General features: G+C 71.1%; 20 protein-coding genes. 11 read left to right on the top strand and 9 right to left on the bottom strand.

Annotated elements, in window-relative coordinates; translation table 11 throughout:
* Window positions 1-65 precede the first annotated feature (65 nt).
* The 5 genes from OG219_RS19770 to OG219_RS19750 form a co-directional block, all read right to left on the bottom strand.
* Window positions 66-440: a hypothetical protein gene (locus OG219_RS19770; RefSeq protein WP_266460540.1), complete on the bottom strand. Its 375-nt coding sequence runs from the start codon at window positions 438-440 to the stop codon at window positions 66-68.
* Between the two features lie 16 nt (window positions 441-456).
* Complete coding sequence (locus OG219_RS19765; protein WP_266828294.1) at window positions 457-978, bottom strand: roadblock/LC7 domain-containing protein; 522 nt, start codon at window positions 976-978, stop codon at window positions 457-459.
* Window positions 979-1,042: 64 nt separating this feature from the next.
* Window positions 1,043-1,855 (bottom strand): transcriptional regulator, encoded by an 813-nt coding sequence (locus OG219_RS19760; protein ID WP_266828292.1) that lies wholly within the window; start codon window positions 1,853-1,855, stop codon window positions 1,043-1,045.
* Window positions 1,852-2,250, bottom strand: a complete 399-nt coding sequence (locus tag OG219_RS19755) for a hypothetical protein (RefSeq protein ID WP_266828290.1) — start codon at window positions 2,248-2,250, stop codon at window positions 1,852-1,854. The genes OG219_RS19760 and OG219_RS19755 overlap by 4 nt, the downstream gene beginning before the upstream one ends.
* Window positions 2,251-2,589: 339 nt before the next feature.
* Window positions 2,590-3,966 carry a diaminopimelate decarboxylase gene (locus tag OG219_RS19750; RefSeq protein ID WP_266828288.1) on the bottom strand — a complete coding sequence of 459 codons (1,377 nt, stop codon included), beginning with the start codon at window positions 3,964-3,966 and terminating at the stop codon, window positions 2,590-2,592.
* A 117-nt stretch (window positions 3,967-4,083) separates the two neighbouring features.
* Here OG219_RS19750 and hutU point away from each other — a divergent pair, with 117 nt between their 5' ends.
* A complete protein-coding gene (gene hutU / locus OG219_RS19745; protein WP_266828286.1) occupies window positions 4,084-5,748 on the top strand; it encodes a urocanate hydratase in 1,665 nt (554 codons plus the stop codon).
* Window positions 5,749-5,996: 248 nt separating this feature from the next.
* Here the strand turns inward: hutU and OG219_RS19740 are convergent, their stop codons facing one another.
* On the bottom strand, window positions 5,997-6,359 hold the full coding sequence (locus OG219_RS19740) for a hypothetical protein (RefSeq protein WP_266828284.1): 363 nt from the start codon (window positions 6,357-6,359) through the stop codon (window positions 5,997-5,999).
* Window positions 6,360-6,362: 3 nt separating this feature from the next.
* Here OG219_RS19740 and OG219_RS19735 point away from each other — a divergent pair, with 3 nt between their 5' ends.
* The 3 genes from OG219_RS19735 to hutI are packed head-to-tail and all read left to right on the top strand — an operon-like array spanning window position 6,363 to window position 10,113.
* Complete coding sequence (locus tag OG219_RS19735) at window positions 6,363-7,565, top strand: allantoate amidohydrolase (protein WP_266828282.1); 1,203 nt, start codon at window positions 6,363-6,365, stop codon at window positions 7,563-7,565.
* Window positions 7,562-8,896, top strand: a complete 1,335-nt coding sequence (locus OG219_RS19730; RefSeq protein WP_266828280.1) for a formimidoylglutamate deiminase — start codon at window positions 7,562-7,564, stop codon at window positions 8,894-8,896. Before OG219_RS19735 ends, OG219_RS19730 begins: the two co-directional genes overlap by 4 nt.
* 47 nt (window positions 8,897-8,943) lie before the next feature.
* The gene (gene hutI / locus OG219_RS19725; protein WP_266828278.1) at window positions 8,944-10,113 is read left to right on the top strand and encodes an imidazolonepropionase; all 1,170 of its coding nucleotides are present in this window, start codon (window positions 8,944-8,946) and stop codon (window positions 10,111-10,113) included.
* On the opposite strand, the gene OG219_RS19720 is transcribed toward hutI, so the two are convergent.
* Both OG219_RS19720 and OG219_RS19715 read right to left on the bottom strand, forming a co-directional pair.
* Complete coding sequence (locus OG219_RS19720) at window positions 10,106-11,620, bottom strand: RICIN domain-containing protein (protein ID WP_266836154.1); 1,515 nt, start codon at window positions 11,618-11,620, stop codon at window positions 10,106-10,108. The two genes, hutI and OG219_RS19720, sit on opposite strands and share 8 nt — an antisense overlap.
* A gap of 304 nt (window positions 11,621-11,924) precedes the next feature.
* Window positions 11,925-12,830, bottom strand: a complete 906-nt coding sequence (locus OG219_RS19715) for an RNA polymerase sigma factor SigF (protein WP_266828276.1) — start codon at window positions 12,828-12,830, stop codon at window positions 11,925-11,927.
* A gap of 238 nt (window positions 12,831-13,068) precedes the next feature.
* Between OG219_RS19715 and OG219_RS19710 the strand changes: the two genes are divergently transcribed.
* From OG219_RS19710 to OG219_RS19685, 6 genes are all read left to right on the top strand, one after another.
* Window positions 13,069-13,437, top strand: a complete 369-nt coding sequence (locus OG219_RS19710) for an STAS domain-containing protein (RefSeq protein ID WP_266828274.1) — start codon at window positions 13,069-13,071, stop codon at window positions 13,435-13,437.
* Window positions 13,438-13,650: 213 nt separating this feature from the next.
* Window positions 13,651-14,253 (top strand): ATP-binding protein, encoded by a 603-nt coding sequence (locus OG219_RS19705; RefSeq protein WP_266828272.1) that lies wholly within the window; start codon window positions 13,651-13,653, stop codon window positions 14,251-14,253.
* A 180-nt stretch (window positions 14,254-14,433) separates the two neighbouring features.
* Window positions 14,434-15,120, top strand: coding sequence for an LPXTG cell wall anchor domain-containing protein (locus OG219_RS19700; RefSeq protein ID WP_266828270.1), 687 nt, complete (start codon window positions 14,434-14,436; stop codon window positions 15,118-15,120).
* A gap of 32 nt (window positions 15,121-15,152) precedes the next feature.
* Complete coding sequence (locus OG219_RS19695; protein ID WP_266828269.1) at window positions 15,153-16,133, top strand: hypothetical protein; 981 nt, start codon at window positions 15,153-15,155, stop codon at window positions 16,131-16,133.
* A 26-nt stretch (window positions 16,134-16,159) separates the two neighbouring features.
* Entirely contained in the window at window positions 16,160-17,293 is a 1,134-nt protein-coding gene (locus OG219_RS19690) for a hypothetical protein (RefSeq protein ID WP_266836153.1), read from the top strand.
* 38 nt (window positions 17,294-17,331) lie between these two features.
* A complete protein-coding gene (locus OG219_RS19685) occupies window positions 17,332-18,660 on the top strand; it encodes a hypothetical protein (RefSeq protein ID WP_266828268.1) in 1,329 nt (442 codons plus the stop codon).
* Between the two features lie 75 nt (window positions 18,661-18,735).
* On the opposite strand, the gene OG219_RS19680 is transcribed toward OG219_RS19685, so the two are convergent.
* Window positions 18,736-20,232, bottom strand: a complete 1,497-nt coding sequence (locus OG219_RS19680; RefSeq protein WP_266828267.1) for an oligopeptide:H+ symporter — start codon at window positions 20,230-20,232, stop codon at window positions 18,736-18,738.
* Between the two features lie 488 nt (window positions 20,233-20,720).
* Here OG219_RS19680 and OG219_RS19675 point away from each other — a divergent pair, with 488 nt between their 5' ends.
* Window positions 20,721-21,398, top strand: a complete 678-nt coding sequence (locus OG219_RS19675) for a response regulator transcription factor (RefSeq protein WP_037748267.1) — start codon at window positions 20,721-20,723, stop codon at window positions 21,396-21,398.
* Window positions 21,399-21,413: the final 15 nt, after the last annotated feature.

The following is a 21,413-nucleotide window of genomic DNA, read 5'->3' as shown; positions in this document are numbered from 1 at the left end:
GACGCCAGCAGCCGTCGGCCAACGGCTGCTGGCCATCAGCCGTTGGCCAACACTGGTTGGCTCGGCTACACCTCCAGGTCCGCTTCGATCTTGCGCAGCTGGTGGCGGGCCATCGCCAGGTTGGACCGCTTGACGTCGAGCACCAGGTACAGGAAGAGGCCGTTGCCGCCGCGCCCCTTCATCAACCGGATCAGGTGGTACTGGTCGGACAGCGTGATCAGGATGTCCTCGATCTCGCCCTTCAGTCCGAGGTGCTCCATGGTGCGCAGCTTGGCGCGTACGACGTCGGTGTTGCCGGCCGCCGCGACATTGAGGTCGAAGCTCTTGCTGCCGCCGATGGTGCCCAGCGCCATGCCGCTGGTGTAGTCGACGAGGGCGGCTCCGGTCGCGCCCTCGATGGAGGCGAGCGCCTCTTTCAGCGCGGTTTCGGTGTTTGCCATGGTGTCTTGGTTCCTTTCAACTCTCGGATGTGGTCGGGGTGTTGGGGGTACGGGTGGCGGCGGTGGCGGTGCGTTGACCCGCCGTGCCGCGCGCCGTGCGGTTGCGCGAGGGGGTGGCGGCGGTCTTCGCCGGAACCCTCGCCGAGGTGGCCGGTTCGCCGCGCGCCGTCGCGGCGTCCACGAGCTCCCCGATCCGGGTGCCGGAGCGGCGCCCCTCCAGGTGCAGCCGGCCGACGTTCACCCGGTCCTGCGCGAGCAGGGTCAGCACGGCGGAGGCGCCCGCCGCGTACGTCGCCACATAGCCGTGGACGCCGCGCACGAGCAGCTCGCGGAAGTCGCCCTGCCCGGTGGCGTCCGCCATCCGTACGGCGACGCCCAGCGCGGCCGCGGTGAGCGCGGCCAGGCCGTCCGGCTCCACGCCGGGGGTGTCGTGGGCGAGGACGAGACCGTCCGCGCTGGCCGCGAGCGCCCCGGTCAGCTGGGGTACTCGGGCCCTCAACCGGTGGAGTTCGTCGAGGACTTCGGGCTCCGCCGCCATCAGCAGTCTCCTCTCGGCACGCTGTCGTAGCGCGCGGATCACAAGGCCTCCCGCTCATCGGTGCTCACAGGGCCTCCAGTGCGTCTCTGAGCCGCCGCAGCAGGGCCACGTCGGGATCGGCCGAGGGCTGGGTGAGCACACTGGGCACGGGAGGCGGCTGCGCCGGGGCCGCCGCCGTCACGAGCCCGGCGGCGGCCAGCCGGCGCAGGTCGACCAGGGTGTGGAACGCGGGCCGCCCCAGGGCGAGTGAGACGTCCGCCGCGGTGCGTACGCCGTCCACCCGGACCAGTACGGCTTCCTGGCGCAGCGGGACGGACGGCCCGGCGGCGAGGCGGGCGCGCACCAGCGGTGCGGTGTCCGTCGCCGGGTCGGGCCAGATGTGGTGCAGCAGCTTGCGGCGGCGCACGGTCTCGCGCTCCAGTGCGGCCACCGGCACCGGGCGGACGATGCCGAGCCAGTGCGCGGCCCCGTAACGGAAGCGGGTCGGGGTGCTGCTCGCCCCGAGCACGAAGTACGCCGCGTCGTACAGCGAACCGAGATGGCACAGCTCCAGCGCCCCTTCCGCGATCCGGCCGCTGTCGACCAGGAATCGGCCGACCCGGTGGCGTGCGCCGGCTGCCGCGACGGCCTCCCGCCACGCCTCGGCGTCCACGACCCCGCGGGCGGCGAACAGCACGTCGAGCCCTGGTGTGGCGGGGCTCTCGGCGTGCACCACGTCGCCGTCGGCGAGGTAGAGCGTGCCGCGTTCCCGTATGAGGACGCCGGTGGCCCGCTCGGCGGCGAGCCGGCTCAGCATCGGCGAGACGCCGCCACCGGTGTCGGCCGCCCTGTCCCGCAGGGGGAGTCGGGGCGGAGGTGGTGTCCTGACCGCCGTCACCCCAGCACCAGCCGTCCGGCCAGCTCGCCGAGGCGGATGCGGGCCAGCGCGAGGTTGCCCTCCGCCCGGGTCAGCCACAGGTGCAGGAACACGCTGCTGTCGAAGGTGGTGCTCACGAAGCGCAGCAGGTGGTAGCTGTCCCGGTTGCTGAGGATCAGGTCCTCGACCGGCGTCTCCCGGTCGGACCAGTCGGAGCCGTCGGCCGGGGCGAACGCGCGGTGCTCCGCGGCGAGCCGGGCCAGCTCCGCGGCCTCGGCCGCGGTCGTCTCATGGTCACCGCCCGGCGCGTCCCCGACCGTGCCCAGGGCCAGGCCGCTGGTCCAGTCGACCACCGCGGCACCCCGGGCACCGGGCAGTGTCATGGCTTCCAGTAGGCACTCGTCGATTCCGGGCACCGTGTCTCCCCTCCCGCCAAAGGGTTCGGCCGAGTGACGCCGAAGTTACGCAACGTGTGCGCCGGGGGTGAGGGTTCTGGCATTTTCCTGTGGAACATGCCCTGAGGTGACTAAGGTGGGTCAACTGACCATATTTTCTGGCCGGTTGAAGCCGTCGCGAAGGCTCGGCAGGGGGCGCGTTCGGTGGTGCGGGGGCGTGCGGAGTGTTTTGAGCGCCGGTGACCGACGACTTGGCTGGTGGGGCGGGTGCCCCCTGTCGGGCGAGGGCCGAGACCCTTGGCCAAGACCCGCTCGGCATGGCCCGTCAGGCGTGGGCCGGGGTCTGTGCGCGCCGGTGCGCTAGAGCCCCGTCAGCGCCGACGCGTGCGCCCCGCCCGACTCCGCGACGATCTCGTCGAGGGTCTGCGGCTCCCGTACGACGGCGAAGTGGACCCCGCCCTCGCGGTCCGGTGCGAAGCCGTAGATGCCCGGGCGGGCCAGGGAGTTGTACGCGTAGTGGTGGGCGAAGTAGTAGGCGCCGGTGTCCAGCGCGGCCGCGTAGTCGCCCTGTTCGAGCAGCGGCAGCGCGCGCCCCTCGGCGAGGAGGTCGCCCGCGAAGCAGGCGGGGCCCGCGATGTCCTGGACCACGTCCGGTCCCGCCTTGGGGCGCCCCTTCGCGTCGTACCCGGCGATCCGCAGCGGCCAGGACGCGGGTGCGTACACCGTGCGGGCGGCGATCTGCACGCCCGCGTGCGTGACCGCGATCGCCCGGTCCCCGGCGGACTTCGTGTACTCGACCCGGGCGAGGACCGTCCCGTGCTTGGCGAGCAGCGACCGCCCGAACTCGGTGACCAGCCCGTACCGCCCGTCGAACAGCCCCGGCACCACCTCGGCGAGCAGCCGCGCGTACTGCGCGTACGTCGGAGCCGTCGCGTCGGAACCGAAGTTGACCGGAAGCCCGCCGCCGATGTCGATCGTGTCGATCTGCCGGCGCCCGAGGTGCCGGTTGATCTCCTCGGCCAGCGCGTACGTCTCCGCCGCGCCCTGCGCCATCAGCGAGAGCGGGATGCCCTGCGAGCCGGTGTGCGCGTGCAGCCGGGTCAGCCAGGGGCGGTCGGCGTACGCCCGGACGATCCACTCGCGCGCCCCCTCGTCCCGCAGCGCGACCCCGAACTTGGAGGTCGCCGTCGCGGTGGACAGCGCCTCGATCGAACCCCCGCCGACCTGCGGGTTCACCCGGATTCCGATCGGGGAGCCGGTGGCCGCGGACCGCACCATCGCGTCGATGCGGTCCAGTTCCTGGGGGTTGTCCGCGTTGACCGCGATGCCCAGCGCCAGTGCCTCGCGCAGCTCGGCGGGCGTCTTGGCCGGGGAGTCGAGCACCGTGCGCGTCGGCGGTACTCCGGCCGCCCGGGCGAGGGCGAGCTCTCCCGGGCTCGCCACTTCCGCGCCGATGCCCTGCTCGTGCAGCAGCCGCAGGACGGGCACGAGCGGGGTCGCCTTCACGGCGAAGGCGTGCAGCACGGGGGTGCCGGGAGCGGTCACCGCGTCGAAGGCGGCCCGCAGGGCGGCGGCCGAGGCGCGGATGTCGGGGACGTCGAGGAGCGCGACGATGGGGGTTCCCGGCGTGAGGAGTCCTTGCTCGACGGCGGCCCGGACGGCATCGTCACGCCGTAGGACGCGATCGCCGTCCTCGTCGCCCACCGGATCCGCTCGCCTGTCCCTGTCTGCGCCCATACGTACCAGCCAAACATCCACGGCGTGGCCGCGCTGGCCCATGCGGCTATTGACTAGCTCTATTCAAGAAGCCAGGATGTGAATATCTACTGCAATAGTCCGCATAGGAGGCAGACCATGTCAGGACCCCGCCCCGTACGAGCGCCGCGCGGTACGGAACTGAGTGCCCTGGGATGGCAGCAGGAAGCCGCCCTGCGGATGCTGCAGAACAACCTCGACCCCGAGGTCGCCGAGCACCCCGACAAGCTCGTCGTCTACGGCGGCACCGGCAAGGCCGCGCGTGACTGGCGCTCCTTCGACGCCATGGTGCGCACGCTGCGGACCCTGAAGCAGGACGAGACGATGCTCGTCCAGTCCGGTCGCCCCGTCGGTGTCATGCAGACCCACGAGTGGGCCCCGCGCGTCCTCATCGCCAACTCCAACCTGGTCGGCGACTGGGCGAACTGGGAGGAGTTCCGGCGCCTGGAGGCCCTCGGCCTGACCATGTACGGGCAGATGACCGCCGGTTCGTGGATCTACATCGGCACGCAGGGCATCCTGCAGGGCACGTACGAGACGTTCTCCGCCGTCGCCGCGAAGAAGTTCAACGGCACGCTGGCGGGGACGATCACGCTGACCGCCGGTCTCGGTGGCATGGGCGGCGCCCAGCCGCTCGCCGTGACGATGAACGACGGCGTCGCGATCTGTATCGACGTCGACCCGCGCGCCATCGAGCGCCGCATCGAACACCGCTACCTCGACGTCCGCGCCGACTCCCTCGCGCACGCCCTGCAGCTCGCCGTCGAGGCCCGCGATGCCCGCCGCCCGCTCTCCATCGGCCTCCTGGGCAACGCGGCCGAGCTGCTCCCGCAGATGCTGGCCGAGGGTGCCCCCATCGACATCGTGACCGACCAGACCTCGGCCCACGACCCGCTTGCCTACCTCCCGGTCGGCGTCGACTTCGACGACATGGCCACCTACGCGGCGAAGGACCCCGCCGGGTTCACCACCCGTGCCCGTGAGTCCATGGCGCGTCACGTCGAAGCGATGGTCGGCTTCATGGACGCCGGTGCCGAGGTCTTCGACTACGGCAACTCGATCCGGGGCGAGGCCCAACTCGCCGGGTACGAGCGGGCGTTCGCCTTCCCCGGCTTCGTCCCCGCCTACATCCGGCCGCTCTTCTCCGAGGGCAAGGGCCCCTTCCGCTGGGCCGCCCTGTCCGGCGAGGCCTCCGACATCCACAAGACCGACAAGGCGATCCTCGACCTCTTTCCCGAGAACGAGTCCCTGCACCGCTGGATCAAGCTGGCCGGCGAGCGCGTCCACTTCCAGGGCCTGCCCGCCCGTATCTGCTGGCTCGGCTACGGCGAGCGCGACAAGGCCGGTGAGCGCTTCAACGACATGGTCGCCTCCGGTGAGCTCGCGGCGCCCCTCGCGATCGGCCGCGACCACCTCGACTGCGGTTCCGTCGCCTCGCCGTACCGCGAGACCGAGGCCATGCTCGACGGGTCCGACGCGATCGCCGACTGGCCGCTGCTGAACGCCATGGTGAACGTGGCTTCGGGTGCGTCCTGGGTCTCCATCCACCACGGGGGCGGTGTCGGCATGGGGCGCTCCATCCACGCCGGTCAGGTCTCCGTCGCCGACGGCACGAAGCTCGCCGGCGAGAAGATCCGCCGGGTGCTGACCAATGACCCCGGGATGGGGGTCATCCGGCACGTGGACGCCGGGTACGACATCGCCGAGTCGGTGGCGGACGAGCGTGGTGTGCGTATCCCCATGCGGGAAGGCGAGTCCGCGTGACCCAGCGAGAAGGCGCGCCTGCGGCGCGGGGCGGCAACCCCCCGGTGGGGGCGGATGCCTCGTCCCCGCCCGCGGGCCCGGCTGTGCCCACCCGTTCCGCCCTGCGGAACGATTGCCCACAGCCTGGAGCGGCTGCGGCTGCGTCAGCGCCCGGCGCTGGTGGCTCCGCGCGGCCTGCGGTGGCTGCGGCTGGCGACAGCCCGCAGCCCGCGGTTGCAGCGGCCGACAATCGTCCGCAGCCGTCATCGTCAGCCGCAGCGGCCGCCGCTGACGGTCACCCGCAGCCCGCCGTTGCAGCGGCCGGCAATCATCCGCAGCCTGCGTCGGCGGCAGAAGCTGCCGCCGACGGTCACCCGCAGCTCGCGGCGGCGGCAGCAATCGGTGATACACCGCAGCCCGAGGCGGCGGCAGCAATCGGTGATACACCGCAGCCCGAGGCGGCGGCAGCAACCGGTGATACACCGCAGCCCGAGGCAGCCGCAGAAGCCGCCGCCGGCGATCACCCGCAGCCCGCGGCGGCAGCGCTCGGCGAGCGCCCGCGGGCCGTCGCCGTGCCGGCTGCCGGCGCCCCACAACCCGGGCGCCCCGCACCAGCCGCCCCCTCCTTCCACGACATGTGGAGTGACCTGAAGCCCATCGGTCGGCACCCCGACTCCGGTGGTTACCGTCGCTTCGCGTGGAGCGGTGCCGACCTCGACTGCCGGGCCTGGTTCCGGGGGCAGGCCGAGGCTCGTGGGCTCGACTACGAGGTCGATCGGAACGGGAATCAGTGGGCCTGGCTCGGGGATCCCGTCGCGGGGGACGCCGTGGTCACGGGGTCCCATCTCGACTCCGTGCCGGACGGCGGGGCCTTCGACGGGCCCCTCGGCGTCGTGTCGTCCTTCGCGGCGCTGGACGAACTGCGCGCACGCCAAGTGGAGTTCAGCAGGCCTCTGGCCATCGTGAACTTCGGGGACGAGGAGGGCGCCCGGTTCGGGCTCGCCTGTGTCGGGTCGCGGCTCGCGGCCGGGCAGCTCACCGTCGAGCAGGCGCACCGGCTCACCGACGCCGACGGCATTACGCTGCCGCAGGCCATGGAGCGGGCCGGATACGACCCGGACGCCATCGGGCCCGACCCCGAGCGGCTCTCCCGTATCGGCGCCTTCGTCGAGCTGCACGTCGAACAGGGCCGCGCCCTCGACCTCTCCGGCGACCGCGTCGGCATCGCGAGCGCCATCTGGCCGCACGGCCGCTGGCGGTTCGACTTCCGGGGCGAGGCCAACCACGCGGGCACCACCCGGCTCGTGGACCGCCGCGACCCGATGCTGCCGTACGCGGAGACGGTGCTGGCCGCGAGACGAGAGGCCCGACTCGCGGGCGCCGTCGCCACCTTCGGCAAGATCGCCGTCGAGCCGAACGGCGTGAACGCCATCCCCTCCCTCGTCCGCGGCTGGCTCGACTCCCGCGCCGCCGACCAGGCGAGCCTGGACACGGTCGTCACCGGCATCGAGAAGGCGGCCCGCGAGTACGCGGAGGCGCAGGGCGTCGAACTCGACGTCGTCCGCGAGTCGTTCACCCCCGTCGTCGAGTTCGAGCACGCCCTGCGTGACGAGCTCGCCCGCATCCTGGGCAAGGAGGCGGACCTGAGGGTCCCCGTCCTGGGTACCGGCGCCGGACACGACGCCGGAATCCTCTCCGGGACCGTCCCGACCGCCATGCTGTTCGTACGCAACCCCACGGGCGTCTCGCACTCCCCGGCCGAGTACGCCGCCGAGGACGACTGCGTGGCCGGGGTGACCGCACTCGCCGACGTACTCGAAGGGCTGGTCCGCAGGTGACGCAGACGTACTGGCTGGAACACGCCTGGCTCGACACCAACGTCGAGCCGGGCGTGGCCCTCGACGTCCACGACGGCCGCATCACCGCCGTCCGCACCGGCGTCGACACCCCACCCCCCGGCGCCGAGACCCTCCGCGGTCTCACCCTCCCCGGGCTCGCCAACGCCCACTCGCACGCCTTCCACCGCGCCCTGCGCTCCACCGTCCAGGTCGGCTCGGGCACCTTCTGGACCTGGCGCGAGATCATGTACTCCTTCGCGGACAGGCTGACCCCGGAGACCTACCACGCGCTCGCCCGAGCGGTGTACGCGGAGATGGCGCTCGCCGGGATCACGGCCGTCGGCGAGTTCCACTACGTGCACCACGCCCCGGGCGGCACCCCGTACGCCGACCCCAACGCGATGGGCGAGGCGCTCATCGCGGCGGCGGCCGAGGCCGGGATCCGCATCACCCTCCTCGACACCGCATACGTCTCCGCCGGCTTCGGACAGCCCCCGAACCGGCACCAGCTCCGCTTCTCCGACGGCAGCGCGGACGCCTGGGCGGAACGCTCTTCACTTCTCAAGGACCGTGATCACGCGCGGATCGGTGCGGCCATCCACTCCGTACGGGCCGTGCCGGCCAAGCAGTTGGCGACGGTGGCGCGGTGGGCCGAGGAGCGGCGGGCCCCGCTGCATGTGCATCTGTCCGAGCAGACGGCGGAGAACGACGCCTGCCAGGCCACGCACGGCCGCACCCCCACCCAGCTGCTCGCCGACCACGGCGTCCTCGGCCTGCGCACGACCGGCGTCCACAACACGCACCTCACGGATCAGGACATCGCCCTGATCGGCGGCTCCGGGACCGGGACCTGCATGTGCCCCACCACCGAACGGGACCTGGCCGACGGCATCGGGCCCGCGGTCGCCCTGCAGAACGCGGGCTCGCCCCTCTCCCTCGGCTCCGACAGCCACGCCGTCATCGACCTCCTCGAAGAGGCCCGCGCCATGGAGCTGAACGAGCGCCTGCGCACCCGCACCCGCGGTCACTGGACGGCGGCCGCCCTCCTCCGCGCCGCCTCCGCGGACGGCCACGCGGCCCTGGGCTGGGACGGCGCGGGCATCCTGGAGCCGGGCGCGCTCGCCGACTTCACGACGATCGCCCTCGACTCGGTCAGAACAGCGGGACCGGTGCCGCGCCTCGGTGCCGAGACAGCCGTATTCGCCGCGACGGCTGCCGACGTACGCCACACGGTCGTGGGCGGCAGGCACGTCGTACGAGACGGCGCACACACCCTCGTACCCGAAGTGCCGAGGGCTCTCGCGGACGCCATCGACGCCCTGCGCGCCTGAGCCCGACGACCGTCCCCCGCAGCCCCAGCCCCCACAAGGACATCGCCATGACCACCGTCATCACCAACATCGCCAGCCTGGTCACCAACGACCCCTCCCTCGGTGACGGTTCCCCCCTCGGTCTGATCCAGGACGCGGCCGTCGTCATCGAAGGCGACCGCATCGCGTGGACCGGTGATTCAAGAAAAGCACCCGCCACTGACAATCGGGTCGACGCCGGCGGCCGGGCGGTGATCCCGGGCTTCGTGGACTCCCACTCGCACCTCGTCTTCGCGGGCGACCGCACGCAGGAGTTCAACGCCCGTATGTCGGGCCGCAGCTACACGGCCGGCGGCATCCGCACCACCGTCGCCGCCACCCGCGCCGCCTCCGACGAGGACCTGGAACGCAACCTCACGCACTACCTCCGCGAGGCCCTGCTCCAGGGCACCACCACCTTCGAGACGAAGTCGGGCTACGGCCTCACCGTCGAGGACGAGGCCAGGGCGCTGCGTATCGCGGCGGCGCACACCGACGAGGTCACCTACCTCGGCGCGCACATCGTCTCCCCGGACTACGCCGACGACCCGGCCGGGTACGTGGCCCTGGTGACCGGCGAGATGCTCGACGCCTGTGCCCCGTACGCCCGTTGGGTCGACGTCTTCTGCGAGAAGGGCGCCTTCGACGGCGACCAGGCCCGCGCGATCCTCACGGCGGGCAAGGCGAAGGGCCTGCACCCGCGCGTCCACGCCAACCAGCTCTCCTACGGCCCCGGCGTCCAGCTCGCCGTAGAACTGGACGCGGCGAGCGCGGACCACTGCACGCACGTCACGGACGCGGACGTGGACGCGCTCGCGAACAGCAGCACGGTCGCCACGCTCCTCCCCGGCGCCGAATTCTCCACCCGCGCCCAGTGGCCGAACGCCCGCCGCCTGCTTGACGCGGGCGTCACCGTGGCCCTCTCCACGGACTGCAACCCGGGCTCGTCGTTCACCTCGTCCGTCCCGTTCTGCATCGCGCTGGCGGTACGGGACATGGGGATGACGCCCGACGAGGCGCTCTGGTCGGCCACGGCCGGAGGAGCCCAGGCCCTTCGCCGCACGGACATTGGCCGCCTATCCCCGGGCGCCTACGCCGACCTGGCGATCCTCGATGCCCCGAGCCATGTCCACCTCGCCTACCGGCCGGGCGTCCCGCTGGTCTCGGAGGTCCGGCGGCGCGGGATTCCGGTCACGTAGCGGCGGAACCGGCCAGCCACCGCTGGTCCTCGCGGCCGTGGTCCCTGGCCAGCGAGAGCCGGTCGCCGTACGGAGTGACGGCGTGGTCGGGGGCGATGTCCGGGCGGATCAGGCCTCGCGAGTCCACCGTGAAGTGCAGGTTCTTGCCGTTGGGCTCGTAGTCGTCGGCGGCCGAGCACTCCCAGATGCCGACGCCCCGGTCCGTGGAACCCCGGCTGTCCAGGCAGAAGCGGTCGTCGGCGAACGACTGGAGGACGCCGCGGCCGGTGTCGACGCGCCACATCTGGGTGCGGGACGAGGTGCAACGGGCCGTGACGACGTCCGTGCCCAGGTCCATGACACCGTCGCGGATGTCGAGGCAGAGCCCCGAATCGGCGTTCACGACCTGGGCGTAGGTGCCGTTCGGGGGGTGCGGGGTCGGGGACGGCTTCGGCTTCTTCGAAGGCGTGGGTGTCTTCGACGGCGTCGAAGTGTGCGTCGGGGACGGGGACTTGGCCGTACGAGTGGGGGAGGGGGACGCGGACGGCGACGGAGTCACCGAGACCGTCGCGGTCACCGTCACCGGAGGCGGCGCAGCCGGTGTGCTCACCGCGCTCACCGCGGGCTCCGACCCGCCCGACGTCAGCAGATACAGCAGCAGCGGCGCCACCGCGACGCCGAGCGCGGCCGAGGCGAGGACGAAGCGCCGGGAAGGCGGCCAGGAGGAGGAGGCCGGACTCCGGGTGGGAGCGGTCTCGCCCCCGTGGCCCATGACGTAGGCCGCGCCGCCCCACGGCAGCAGTCCCTCGGCCAGCGCCGTGAGCGGGGTGTCGCGCAGGGCGCCCAGCTCCTCGTACGCGGTGGCGCAGTGCGCGCAGTGCGTCATGTGGGCGTTCAAGTCGGCGCTGTAGCGCGGGTTCTCGGGGTGCGCCGCCTCCTCGATCAGCCGGCGGAAGTCCTGGCAGCGGGGGTTGCCGGAGCGGGCGAGGCGGGTCTTCAGACAGGCCTGGCGCAGGGCCTGGAACGCGGGCTGCTTGCCGTACGCCACGTCCTGCGGCAGGGCCCCGAGGAAAGCCGTGGTCCTGGCGTCGGGCTCCTCGTCGACGACGCCGTACCAGATGAGGCCCTGGACACGGCTCGGCAGCGACTGGAACGCGTCGAGCATCGGCGGGACGGGCCCGTCGGGGCCGTTCGTCCCGCGGAGTCGGGCGAGCAGACCCGGATCGAGGCGGCTCGCGCGATGGTCGAGGGGAGCGGCCCAGGATGCGGCCACCCGGCCTGCCAGGAGCAGCAGTTGGTGGCGCCAGGGCCCTCGTGGGTCGATGCCGCGTGCCGTGTCGCGGGCGGCGAGCGCGAACGCCTGAGCTGTCAGCTGCCGTGCGGCGGACTCGCCGACGGTGCACAGACGGGCGTACGAGAGGACCGCGGGCCGGTGCCGCAGGCGCAGTTCGCGCAGTGCCGGATACGCGGTCGGGGTGTCGGCGCGCAGCAGTTCGGTGAGCTGCGCGTCGGACGCCGTGGAGTACATGCCACTCCCGGCGTCGTCCCCGACATAAGGGTCGTCCCCGCCGTACCCGTCTTCACCGTCACCATCGGTCCGGCCGGCCCCAGCCATCCCCGTGCCTCCTCGCACCCCACGCTCCGCCCGCCGGAGTCCTGGCGTACCGGCGGGTACGGGGGTGCCCATAGTGGTGGAAGGCAACCTGTGAGGAAAGAGGTTTCCCGGGGTAACCACAGCCGCTGCCAAGCTGTAACTAGGTCGGGCGCCCCCGGAAGTTGGGGGCGCCCGACCTGGTTACAGCTACTGGAGCCGACAAGCGGCTGTCGAACCGTCACTCCTCGACGGTCAGCCCCTTCCGCAGCCGCACCAGCGTCCGCGAGAGCAGCCGGGAGACATGCATCTGGGAGATGCCGAGTTCGTCGCCGATCTCGGACTGGGTCATGTTGGCGACGAAGCGGAGGGCGAGGATCTGCCGGTCGCGGGAGGGGAGTTCGGCGATCAGCGGCCTCAGCGATTCCACGTACTCGATGCCTTCGAGCCCGTGGTCCTCGTAGCCGATGCGGTCCGCGAGCGCGCCCTCGGAGTCGTCCTCCTCGGGCTGGGCGTCCAGCGAACTGGCCGTGTACGCGTTGGACGCGGCCATGCCTTCGACGACCTCTTCGTTGGAGAGGTCCAAGCGCTCCGCCAGCTCTCCCACCGTCGGCGCGCGATCGAGTTTCTGGGCGAGTTCGTCGCCCGCCTTGGCCAGGTCGAGGCGGAGTTCCTGCAGCCTGCGCGGTACGCGCACCGACCACGACGTGTCGCGGAAGAAGCGCTTGACCTCGCCGACGATCGTCGGCATCGCGAAGGTGGGGAACTCGACGCCGCGGCTCATCTCGAAGCGGTCGATCGCCTTGATCAGGCCGATGGTGCCGACCTGGATGATGTCCTCCATCGGCTCGCTGCGGGAGCGGAACCGAGAGGCGGCGAACTTGACCAGTGCGAGGTTGAGTTCGACCAGTGTGTTGCGAACGTACGAGTACTCGTAGGTGCCTTCTTCGAGGGACTCCAGCCGCTCGAAGAGTGTCTTGGACAGGGCCCGGGCGTCCACCGGCCCCACCTGGTCGTACGGGGGGATCTCCGGAAGGCCTTCGAGTCCGTCGGGTTTCCCGGGGAGTCGCGGGAGTTCCGGCGGGGGAGCCGACGTCGCCGTCTGGGTATGCGATTCGTCGAGCCGGGGTGACATGGTGTCCTCCATGGTTCTCGGCATATGGCCGCCGATGCCAATACGTGCACTGCGGTGTGCGGCGCCTCCAAAGCCGGTCGTGTCGAAAAGGTGTCTCTACTAGCCCTACCCGCTCCCGCGCGGTTGTTGCAAGTGTGCTTACTTGTGAAATGTCCGTTTAATGGCGGTTGTTCGGGTGTCGGGGTGTGTAGAGAAGGCGTAGTGTTCGAGTGCCTACATCAGCAGTCACGACGCTCAGGAGAGAGACGGCATGGACCGCGGGACGGTCGGCAGCGCACAGTCGGGCCGGCTTCTTGTCGAAGTGCGGGTAGAGGGCCCCAGTGCCGTCGTTACCCCCGCGGGTGAGCTCGATCACCACACCGCCGATTTGTTGCGTGAACCACTCGATGCGTGCCTCGAGAAGGGGTACGCCCGCCTGGTCGTCGACTGCTCGCGCCTGGAGTTCTGTGACTCCACCGGACTCAATGTGCTGCTCGGCGCCCGGCTGAAGGCCGAGGCCGCGGGCGGCGCGGTCCATCTCGCCGCGATGCTGCCGGTGGTGGCCCGGGTCTTCGAGATCACCGGGGCGGAGGCCGTTTTCACGGTCCATGACAGCCTCGCCGCGGCTCTGGCCGTCTAGGCGGACCAGGGTGGATCGCGTCACAGTGGTACCCCAGTTGTCCCTGCGTGATCGACGGGTTACGCGCGTCACGGGTTTCGGGTCGAATAATTGGGTGTTCGGACGGTTCGGTCGGGCAGGAGACTTTCTGTATGCGTCCGCCGCCGCAACGTACTGAGTAGTGAAGTCTTGAATTGTGAATGTGAATGGGTGAATCGGTGAGGTGAAGCGCTGATGAGCACCACCCGGCCCTACCCGCCGGGAGACCGCGGCCCGGAGTCGGGCGACGGCGGCGCTTCCGCGGTGTCCGGCACCGGCAGTGGCATCGACAGTGTCAGTGGTACCGGCACGGCCACCGGTACCGGCAGTGCGACTGCCACTGGCGCCGGCGCTACCGGTACAGGCACCGGCACGGGCACCGGCCCCGGCCGCCAGGCCCGCCGCCTGAGCTTCGACGGTCAGAGCGGTGTCGTGCCGCTCGCCCGCGACTTCGCCCGCCAGGCGCTGCACGCGTGGGGCTGGCTGCCCGCCGCGACCGCCGACCGCCGCGCTGCCGCCGAGGACGTCCTGCTGGTCGTCTCCGAACTCGTCACCAACGCCTGCCTGCACGCCGAGGGTCCGGAAGAACTCCGGATCGCCTGCGACAACAAGGTGCTCCGCGTCGAGGTCTCCGACCGCGGCGCAGGACAGCCCGCCCCGCGCACCCCGCACCGTGCCGGGCGCCCCGGCGGCCACGGAATGTTCATCGTGCAGCGACTGTGCCTGGACTGGGGAGTTGTCCGCACTCCGGGGGGCGTGGGCAAGACCGTCTGGGCCGAACTCGGGGCACCCGCGTAGCCCCTGGCGACTCCCACCTTGTGTTACCCGGGGTTCGAACCCTCATTCGCGCCCTTCTCGTACGTCATCGAACGCGCGCCGGATCTCCTCACATCCGGCGCGCGCTTTGTCTTCCCTCCACAAGTCCCCGGGCGTACCTTGACGGCCGATCTGATGTTCCGTCAGGAATGAGGCCCCGAGGTGTCGTACCGGACGTACCAGAAACGAACCGCCGCGCTCGCGTTCGCCGCGGCCCTGGCCGGCTCCGCGGTGCTGATGGCCGCCCCCGCCGCCCATGCCGACGTGGTGGACGTCAACTACCAGTGCAAGACGCCGATCGGCGACAAGAGCGCCGTGTCGCCCATCGACATCAAGAGCGTCAAGAGCGGCAGCGCCTACAAACTCACCATGTCCTGGCAGAAGGGCGTCTCGTCGAGCCCGGTGGAGCTGGGAAAGGGCTCGATGACCCCGAGCGCCGTGATCAAGCTGGGCGGCGCGGAGGAGGGCACGGTGGCGGTGAGCGGTCCGGCCAACGCGGCCGCGATCCCCGCCAACACCCCCATCAAGATCAGTGACTTGAGCGGCACCTACACGCCGAAGGAAACCGGCAAGGTCACCTTCACCGCGGACGTGCTGACCATCAAGGCACTGGGCACCACGACCACCTGCACCCCTTCGAACAACCCCAAGCCCTCACTCACCCTCGACGTCACGGCCGCGGGCGGTTCGGATACGGGCGAGACCCAGAGCGGCTCGGGCGACGAACTCCCGCAGACCGGCCCCGAGGACTCTGCGATCGCGCTCGGCACGCTCGGCGGCACGGTCCTGCTCGCGGGTGCCGCCGGTGTGCTGTGGCTGACGCGCAGGAACCAGGCGGTACGCCGCTGACCGGCCCCCCGTAAAGCAACCAGGAGCCGCTGATGCCGTACGCACTGCCCGCCGCCCGTGTACTGGGCCTGACCTTGCTGTTGCTGGGCATGGCACCCGTGGCCGTGGCCGACGACGGCTGGTCCGTGGTGCCCTCCGCGAGCGCGCCGGAGGGCAGGCCGTACGTCTACGCGGAGGGCGCGCCCGGCACCGTCGTCGAGGACTCGGTGTCCGTGCTCAACCCGGGCGCGAAGCCGCTCACGGTCAGGCTGCGCGGCGCGGACGCGGACAACACGGCGGACGGCGGCTTCACGATCCGCGAGAAGGCGACGGACGCGGGCGCGTGGATCAACTTCGCGGGGAAGGCGGACGGACGGCGGGTCCCCGTGCGGGAGCTGTCCGTACGCGTCCCCGCGCACACCCGCGCCGACGTCCCCTTCACGGTGAGCGTCCCGGCGGGCGCGTCGCCCGGCGACCACCCCGGCGCGATCATGGCGAGCGGCGACGGCGGACGCACCTCGGCGGTCCGGATCCAACTGCGGGTGGACGGACCGACGTTGTCCGCGCTCACCGTCGAACACGTCACCGTGCGCGCGGGCCGCATCTCGTACGAGCTGGTCAATCGGGGCACCACAGCCCTCACCCCGCGACTCGCCGTCCACGCCGACGGCACCCTCGGCGAGGTACTCGACCGCGCCCCGCGCACCCTGCCCGTCGAACTCCTGCCGGGCCGCCGCGTCACGCTCAGCGAGCCGTGGCCGGACACCCCGGCGCTGGACTCGGTCGAGGTACGGCTGACGGTGACGGCGGCGGGCGGGGCGCGCGACACGGGGTCCGCGTCGGCGACCTTCGTGCCGTGGGGCGCGGTGGCGGGGGCCGGGGGCGCGCTCGCGGCGGTCGTCGCGTTTCTCCTCGTACGGCGTCACAGGCGTCGTCCGCCGGGCGGTGTACGGCGTCACGGGCATCGCACGCCCAGCGGTGAGGCGTGTGAACAGCCGCGTACGGAAGTCGAGTTGACGGGAGCGGTGTCGTGAGCGGTGTCGTGGGCGGCAAGGTGCGGATGACGGTGCTGGCGGCGGTGCTGGCGCTCCTCGTGCTGCCCCTCGCGGGGAGCCCCGCGGTCGGCGCGGACAAGCCCTCCGTCAAGTTGTCCAAGTCCCAGGCGGGGACGGGGGGTTCGATCACCGTCACCGGCAGCGGCTGGCGGCCGAAGGCGCTGCTGATGATGCTGATCTGTGGCCAGTCGGTGCCCTCCCGGGGTGTGATCGGCGGCACCAACTCCTGTGCCAACGCCGACGGCCGGGCCGTCACCACCGACGCGAAGGGCGACTTCAGCAAGGAACTGCCGGTCGCCGAGCCGCCCGAGCCGTGCCCGTGCGTGGTGCACGTCGCCACGGTCACGGGGGAGAAGGCGGAGGCGGACGCCATCTTCATGGTTGCCGGGCACTCGGTCGAGCCGCTGCCCGAGGAGGAGAGCGGCGGGCGGCTCTCGGTGCTCACGGACACCCGGCTCGACGGTTCGAGCGGGCTGCTCACCTCGTTCGGCGCCCCGCCCTCGCGCACGCTCGTCTTCACGGTCGGCAACGTCGGCACCGCCGCCGTCAAGGACCCCGTCTTCCAAGTCGGCACCTCCCACGGCGTGTTCGCCCCGACGTGGGAGGAACAGCAGTGGCGCGGCACCGTCGAGCCGGGCAAGAAGGCGCAGATTGAACTCCCCGTGGAACTCGCGGCCGGGGCGCACGGCGACTACACGGTCTCGCTGAAGTACGGCGGGAAGATGCTCGCCGAGCAGCCGTGGGGCGTGGGCCGCCCCTGGGGCGTCACGCTGTTCTGGATCCTGCTCGCCGTGGTCGTGCCGGCCGCGGTGTTCCGTATCGGCATGGCCGTGGTGGACCGGCTGCGGCCGCGCAGGCCGGCCCGGCGCGGTGGTAGCGGCCGTCGGCGGGGCCTGCGGCTGCCCGAACTCACCCTGCGCATGCCGAGGTTGAGCATGCCGTCGGCCACGAAGGCCACGACGGCACCTGAATCCCGTGCGACCCCGAACTCGACTCCGACTCCGACTCCGGCCCCGGCTTCGACGCGGACCCTTCCGTGGTTCACGCCGGACAGCGATCCGGGGATCCTGGCGGCCGGTCAGCTCTCCGCACCGCAAGAGAACAGTCCGACGACTCCCACGAGGAAGGGCAATACGTGAGTACGCAACGGAGAGTGGCACCAACGGCGGGGCGGAGAGTGAGCGCGGCCGGGATCGCGCTGGTACTCGGCGGCGCGGGCATCCTGCTAGGGGTGGCCGCGGTCCCGGCGCAGGCCGCCGAGGTGTCGTACGCGACCAAGTGCATCCCGCCCGCGGCCTCGGGCCTCGACCCCGTCGAGGGCACCACGAAGGTGGAGATCACCGCACCGGCCTCGGCGAAGGTGGGTGACGAGGTCGAGATCGTGTGGAAGTTCACGCAGGCCGCCTCGAAGAACCCCGACCTCATCGACCTGCCGGAGGACTCGGTCCAGCCGACCGGCGTCCTCAAGGCGGCCGGCGCGCAGACCGCCGACATCGCGATGGAGGGGCCGCGCGAGAACCCGGCCATCCCCAAGGGCGGGGACATGGTGCTGTCCGACATGAAGGGCACGCTGACGCTGACGGCGGCGGGCGATGTCACGCTGACACCGGACGCGTACACCATCAACGCCTACTCGACGGACACCGTGTGCACGCCCCAGGAGGCGGTGCCTGTCGCTGCCACCATCACGGTGACGGACGCCGGGGGAGGTACGACGACCTCGGGCGGGACGACCACCGATGGTGGTACGACCTCGGGTGGATCCACGACCGGCGGCACGACCACCGACGGCGGTACGACGACCGGCGGTGGCACGACGACCGGCGGCACGACGTCAGGTGGTTCGACCTCCGGTGGCGATGACGGTCAGACTGACTTCGAGGGCAAGACGGTGACCACGTCCTTCGCCTGCACCTCGCCGGGACCCGAGAAGATCGACTCCACGGCGACGATCAACGCCAAGAAGAACGGCGGGAGTTACGACCTCACGGTGAAGACCGCCGAGGGCGTGATGGACAGCCCCGCACCGCTGCCCGCGGGCGCGCTGAAGCCCTCCATGGTGATCACGGTCGGCGGCGACGACAGCGGCTCGCTGGAGGTCGAGGGCCCCGCCAACAAGGAGGCCCTCAACGCGGGCGACCCGGTCTCGCTCGAAGACATGACGGGCACGTACAAGCCCGGAGCCGACGGCAAGGCCACCCTCAGTCCGGGCGACCTGACGATCGTCGTGACGTTGAGCGCCGGGGCGGACCCGATCACGATTCCCTGCAAGGCGACGAAGACCGCTGTCTCACTGGAACTCGACGTAGAGAAGCAGGAGGGCGGCGTCTCCGGTGCGACAACGTCGGGCTCCGGGTCGTCATCGTCGTCCTCCTCCGGCGGAGGCCTGGCGGAGACCGGCGCGAACGACAACGGCGGGCTCCGGGCCCTCGGCCTGGTGGCCGGCACCGTGATCCTGCTCGGCGGCGCCGTCTTCACCTTCATGCCCCGACGGCGCGTGCGCTGAGCGGCACGGGGAAACCCGAAGGGCCGCCGCACCAATCGGTGCGGCGGCCCTCCGTGCAGAAGCCTCAGGCGTACGTCAGCGGACGTCGCCCATGAGTTCCTTGACCTTGTTGCGGTACATCCACACCGCGACACCGGCGACCACGGCGAGCGTGGCCTCCAGGGCGACGATGCCCATCTTGTTCAGGTCGACCCCGGCGATGGAGAGCAGACCGGTCGTGGCGTCACCGGCGGTGACGGCCAGGAACCAGACGCCCATCATCTGGGAGGCGTACTTCGCGGGCGCCATCTTCGTGGTGACGGAGAGGCCGACCGGGGAGAGCAGCAGCTCACCGACGGTCTGCACGAAGTAGATCGCGACCAGCCACATCGCGGCGGCCTTGTGACCGCCCTCGGCGATCGACAGCGGAGCCAGGAAGAGGAAGAACGACGCACCGACCAGCACGAGACCGGACGCGAACTTCACGATGGTGCTCGGCTCCTTGCCGCGCTTGTTCAGGGCCAGCCAGAACCAGGCGAAGACCGGGGCGAGCGCCATGATCAGTACCGGGTTCACCGACTGGTACCAGGAGACCGGGAACTCCCAGCCGAAGACGGTGTTCTCGGCCGAGCCGTCGGCGAAGATCGACAGCGTCGAGCCGCCCTGGTCGTAGATCATCCAGAACACGGCCGCGGCGACGAAGAACCAGATGTAGCCGGACATCTTCGACTGCTCGGCGCGGTCCAGGTCCTTGTCGCGCTTGATCCGCACCAGGACCATGATCGGGATGATCACGCCGAGCAGGGTCAGCGGAACCAGGATCCAGTTCAGCGTGTAGTGGCCGGTGGTGCCGACGATCGCGTAGAAGACGACGGCGATGCCCGCCCAGATCGCGGCCTTGCGCAGCGTCGAGGACTTCTCCTGGGCGGAGAGCGGCGTCGGGACGATCTTGGAGCGCTCGGCGAGGTTGCGGCTGCCGATCAGGAACTGGCCGAGGCCGAGCGCCATGCCGAGCGCGGCGAGCGCGAAGCCCAGGTGCCAGTTGACGTTCTCACCGATGGTGCCGATGATCAGCGGCGCGGCGAAGGCGCCGAGGTTGATGCCCATGTAGAAGACCGTGAAGCCACCGTCGCGGCGCGGGTCGTCCGGGCCGTCGTAGAGGTGGCCGACCATCGTGGAGATGTTGGCCTTCAGCAGACCCGAGCCGATCGCCACGAGGCCGAGGCCCGCGTAGAAGGTGCCCGACGACGGCAGCGCCAGCGTCAGGTGGCCGAGCATGATGACTCCGCCGGCGACGGCGACGGTCTTGCGGGGACCCCAGACCCGGTCGCCGAACCAGCCGCCGGGAAGGGCGAGCAGGTACACCATCGACACGTAGACGGAGTAGATCGCGGTCGCGGTGGCCACGTTCAGGTGCAGGCCGCCCGGTGCGACCAGGTACAGCGGGAGCAGAGCCCTCATGCCGTAGTAGGAGAATCGCTCCCACATCTCGGTCATGAAGAGAGTGGCCAGTCCGCGGGGGTGGCCGAAGAAGGTGCGCTCGAAACCGGGGGTGCCCGGGTTTGTCGAGTCCTTCGTCAGGCTGGACGCCATGGTCGTTCCTTGCTGGTCGGGACGCACGGGAAGTGGGGTTGCGCGCCCGGTGGGGGCGGCCGGCACCGGCGGGTTCCGACCGTCCGTCCCCACGCCCACGGGGAGTCCGCTCCGGATTGCGAAGCGGCGGAGGTCGACCACCGGGATCCACGCCCGCACGCTTCGATGCGCTCGGGCCCGGCCACAGGTCATTCCTTTCAAGGCTGGCGAATACCAGCCCGCACATAAAAGAGACCTTCAGCGTCAAATGCCCGCCAAAGGTCCCTGCAGTGCTACAGGCGTCTGGTCACCATACGACATGTCAATGCCGCATATGGAAGGACTTGAGAGATGGATCACAGGCAGTAATGGAACCACAGGAACCTATTCGAAGGTGTTTATCAAGATCGCCCCTCATAGCCGCAGGCCGACACCTTCAGGGCCGCAGGTAAGAATCACGGATGCCGATCACCCCGCGAGTGTCGTCCGCGGCGGACTACCATCACCTCATGACCCGTGTACTGCTCGCCGAGGACGACGCGTCCATCTCGGAGCCACTGGCCCGTGCCCTGCGCCGGGAAGGCTACGAGGTCGAGGTGCGCGAAGACGGACCCACCGCGCTCGACGCCGGCATCCAGGGCGGCATCGACCTGTGCGTCCTGGACCTGGGCCTGCCCGGGATGGACGGGCTGGAAGTGGCCCGCCGGCTGCGCGCCGAGGGGCACACCGTCCCCATCCTCATCCTGACCGCGCGCGCCGACGAGGTGGACACCGTCGTCGGCCTCGACGCGGGCGCCGACGACTACGTCACCAAGCCGTTCCGGCTCGCCGAACTGCTCGCCCGCGTACGGGCCCTGCTGCGGCGCGGCGCCGCCGAGCCCCAGCAGCCGCCCGCCACGCACGGGGTGCGCATCGACGTCGAGTCGCACCGCGCCTGGATGGGCGACGAGGAACTCCAGCTCACCGCCAAGGAGTTCGACCTCCTGCGGGTCCTCGTCCGGGACGCGGGGCGTGTCGTCACCCGCGACCAGCTCATGCGCGAGGTCTGGGACACCACCTGGTGGTCCTCCACCAAGACCCTCGACATGCACATCTCCTGGCTCCGCAAGAAGCTCGGCGACGACGCGGCGAACCCTCGCTACATCGCGACGGTACGAGGCGTCGGGTTCCGCTTCGAGAAGAGCTGACGGACCCCTCCCACC

The organism is Streptomyces sp. NBC_00038 (genome assembly GCF_026343635.1).
Lineage (GTDB): Bacteria > Actinomycetota > Actinomycetes > Streptomycetales > Streptomycetaceae > Streptomyces.
The sequence above is the reverse complement of the archived record's forward strand: the minus strand, read 5'-3'. Positions and strand labels throughout refer to the sequence as shown.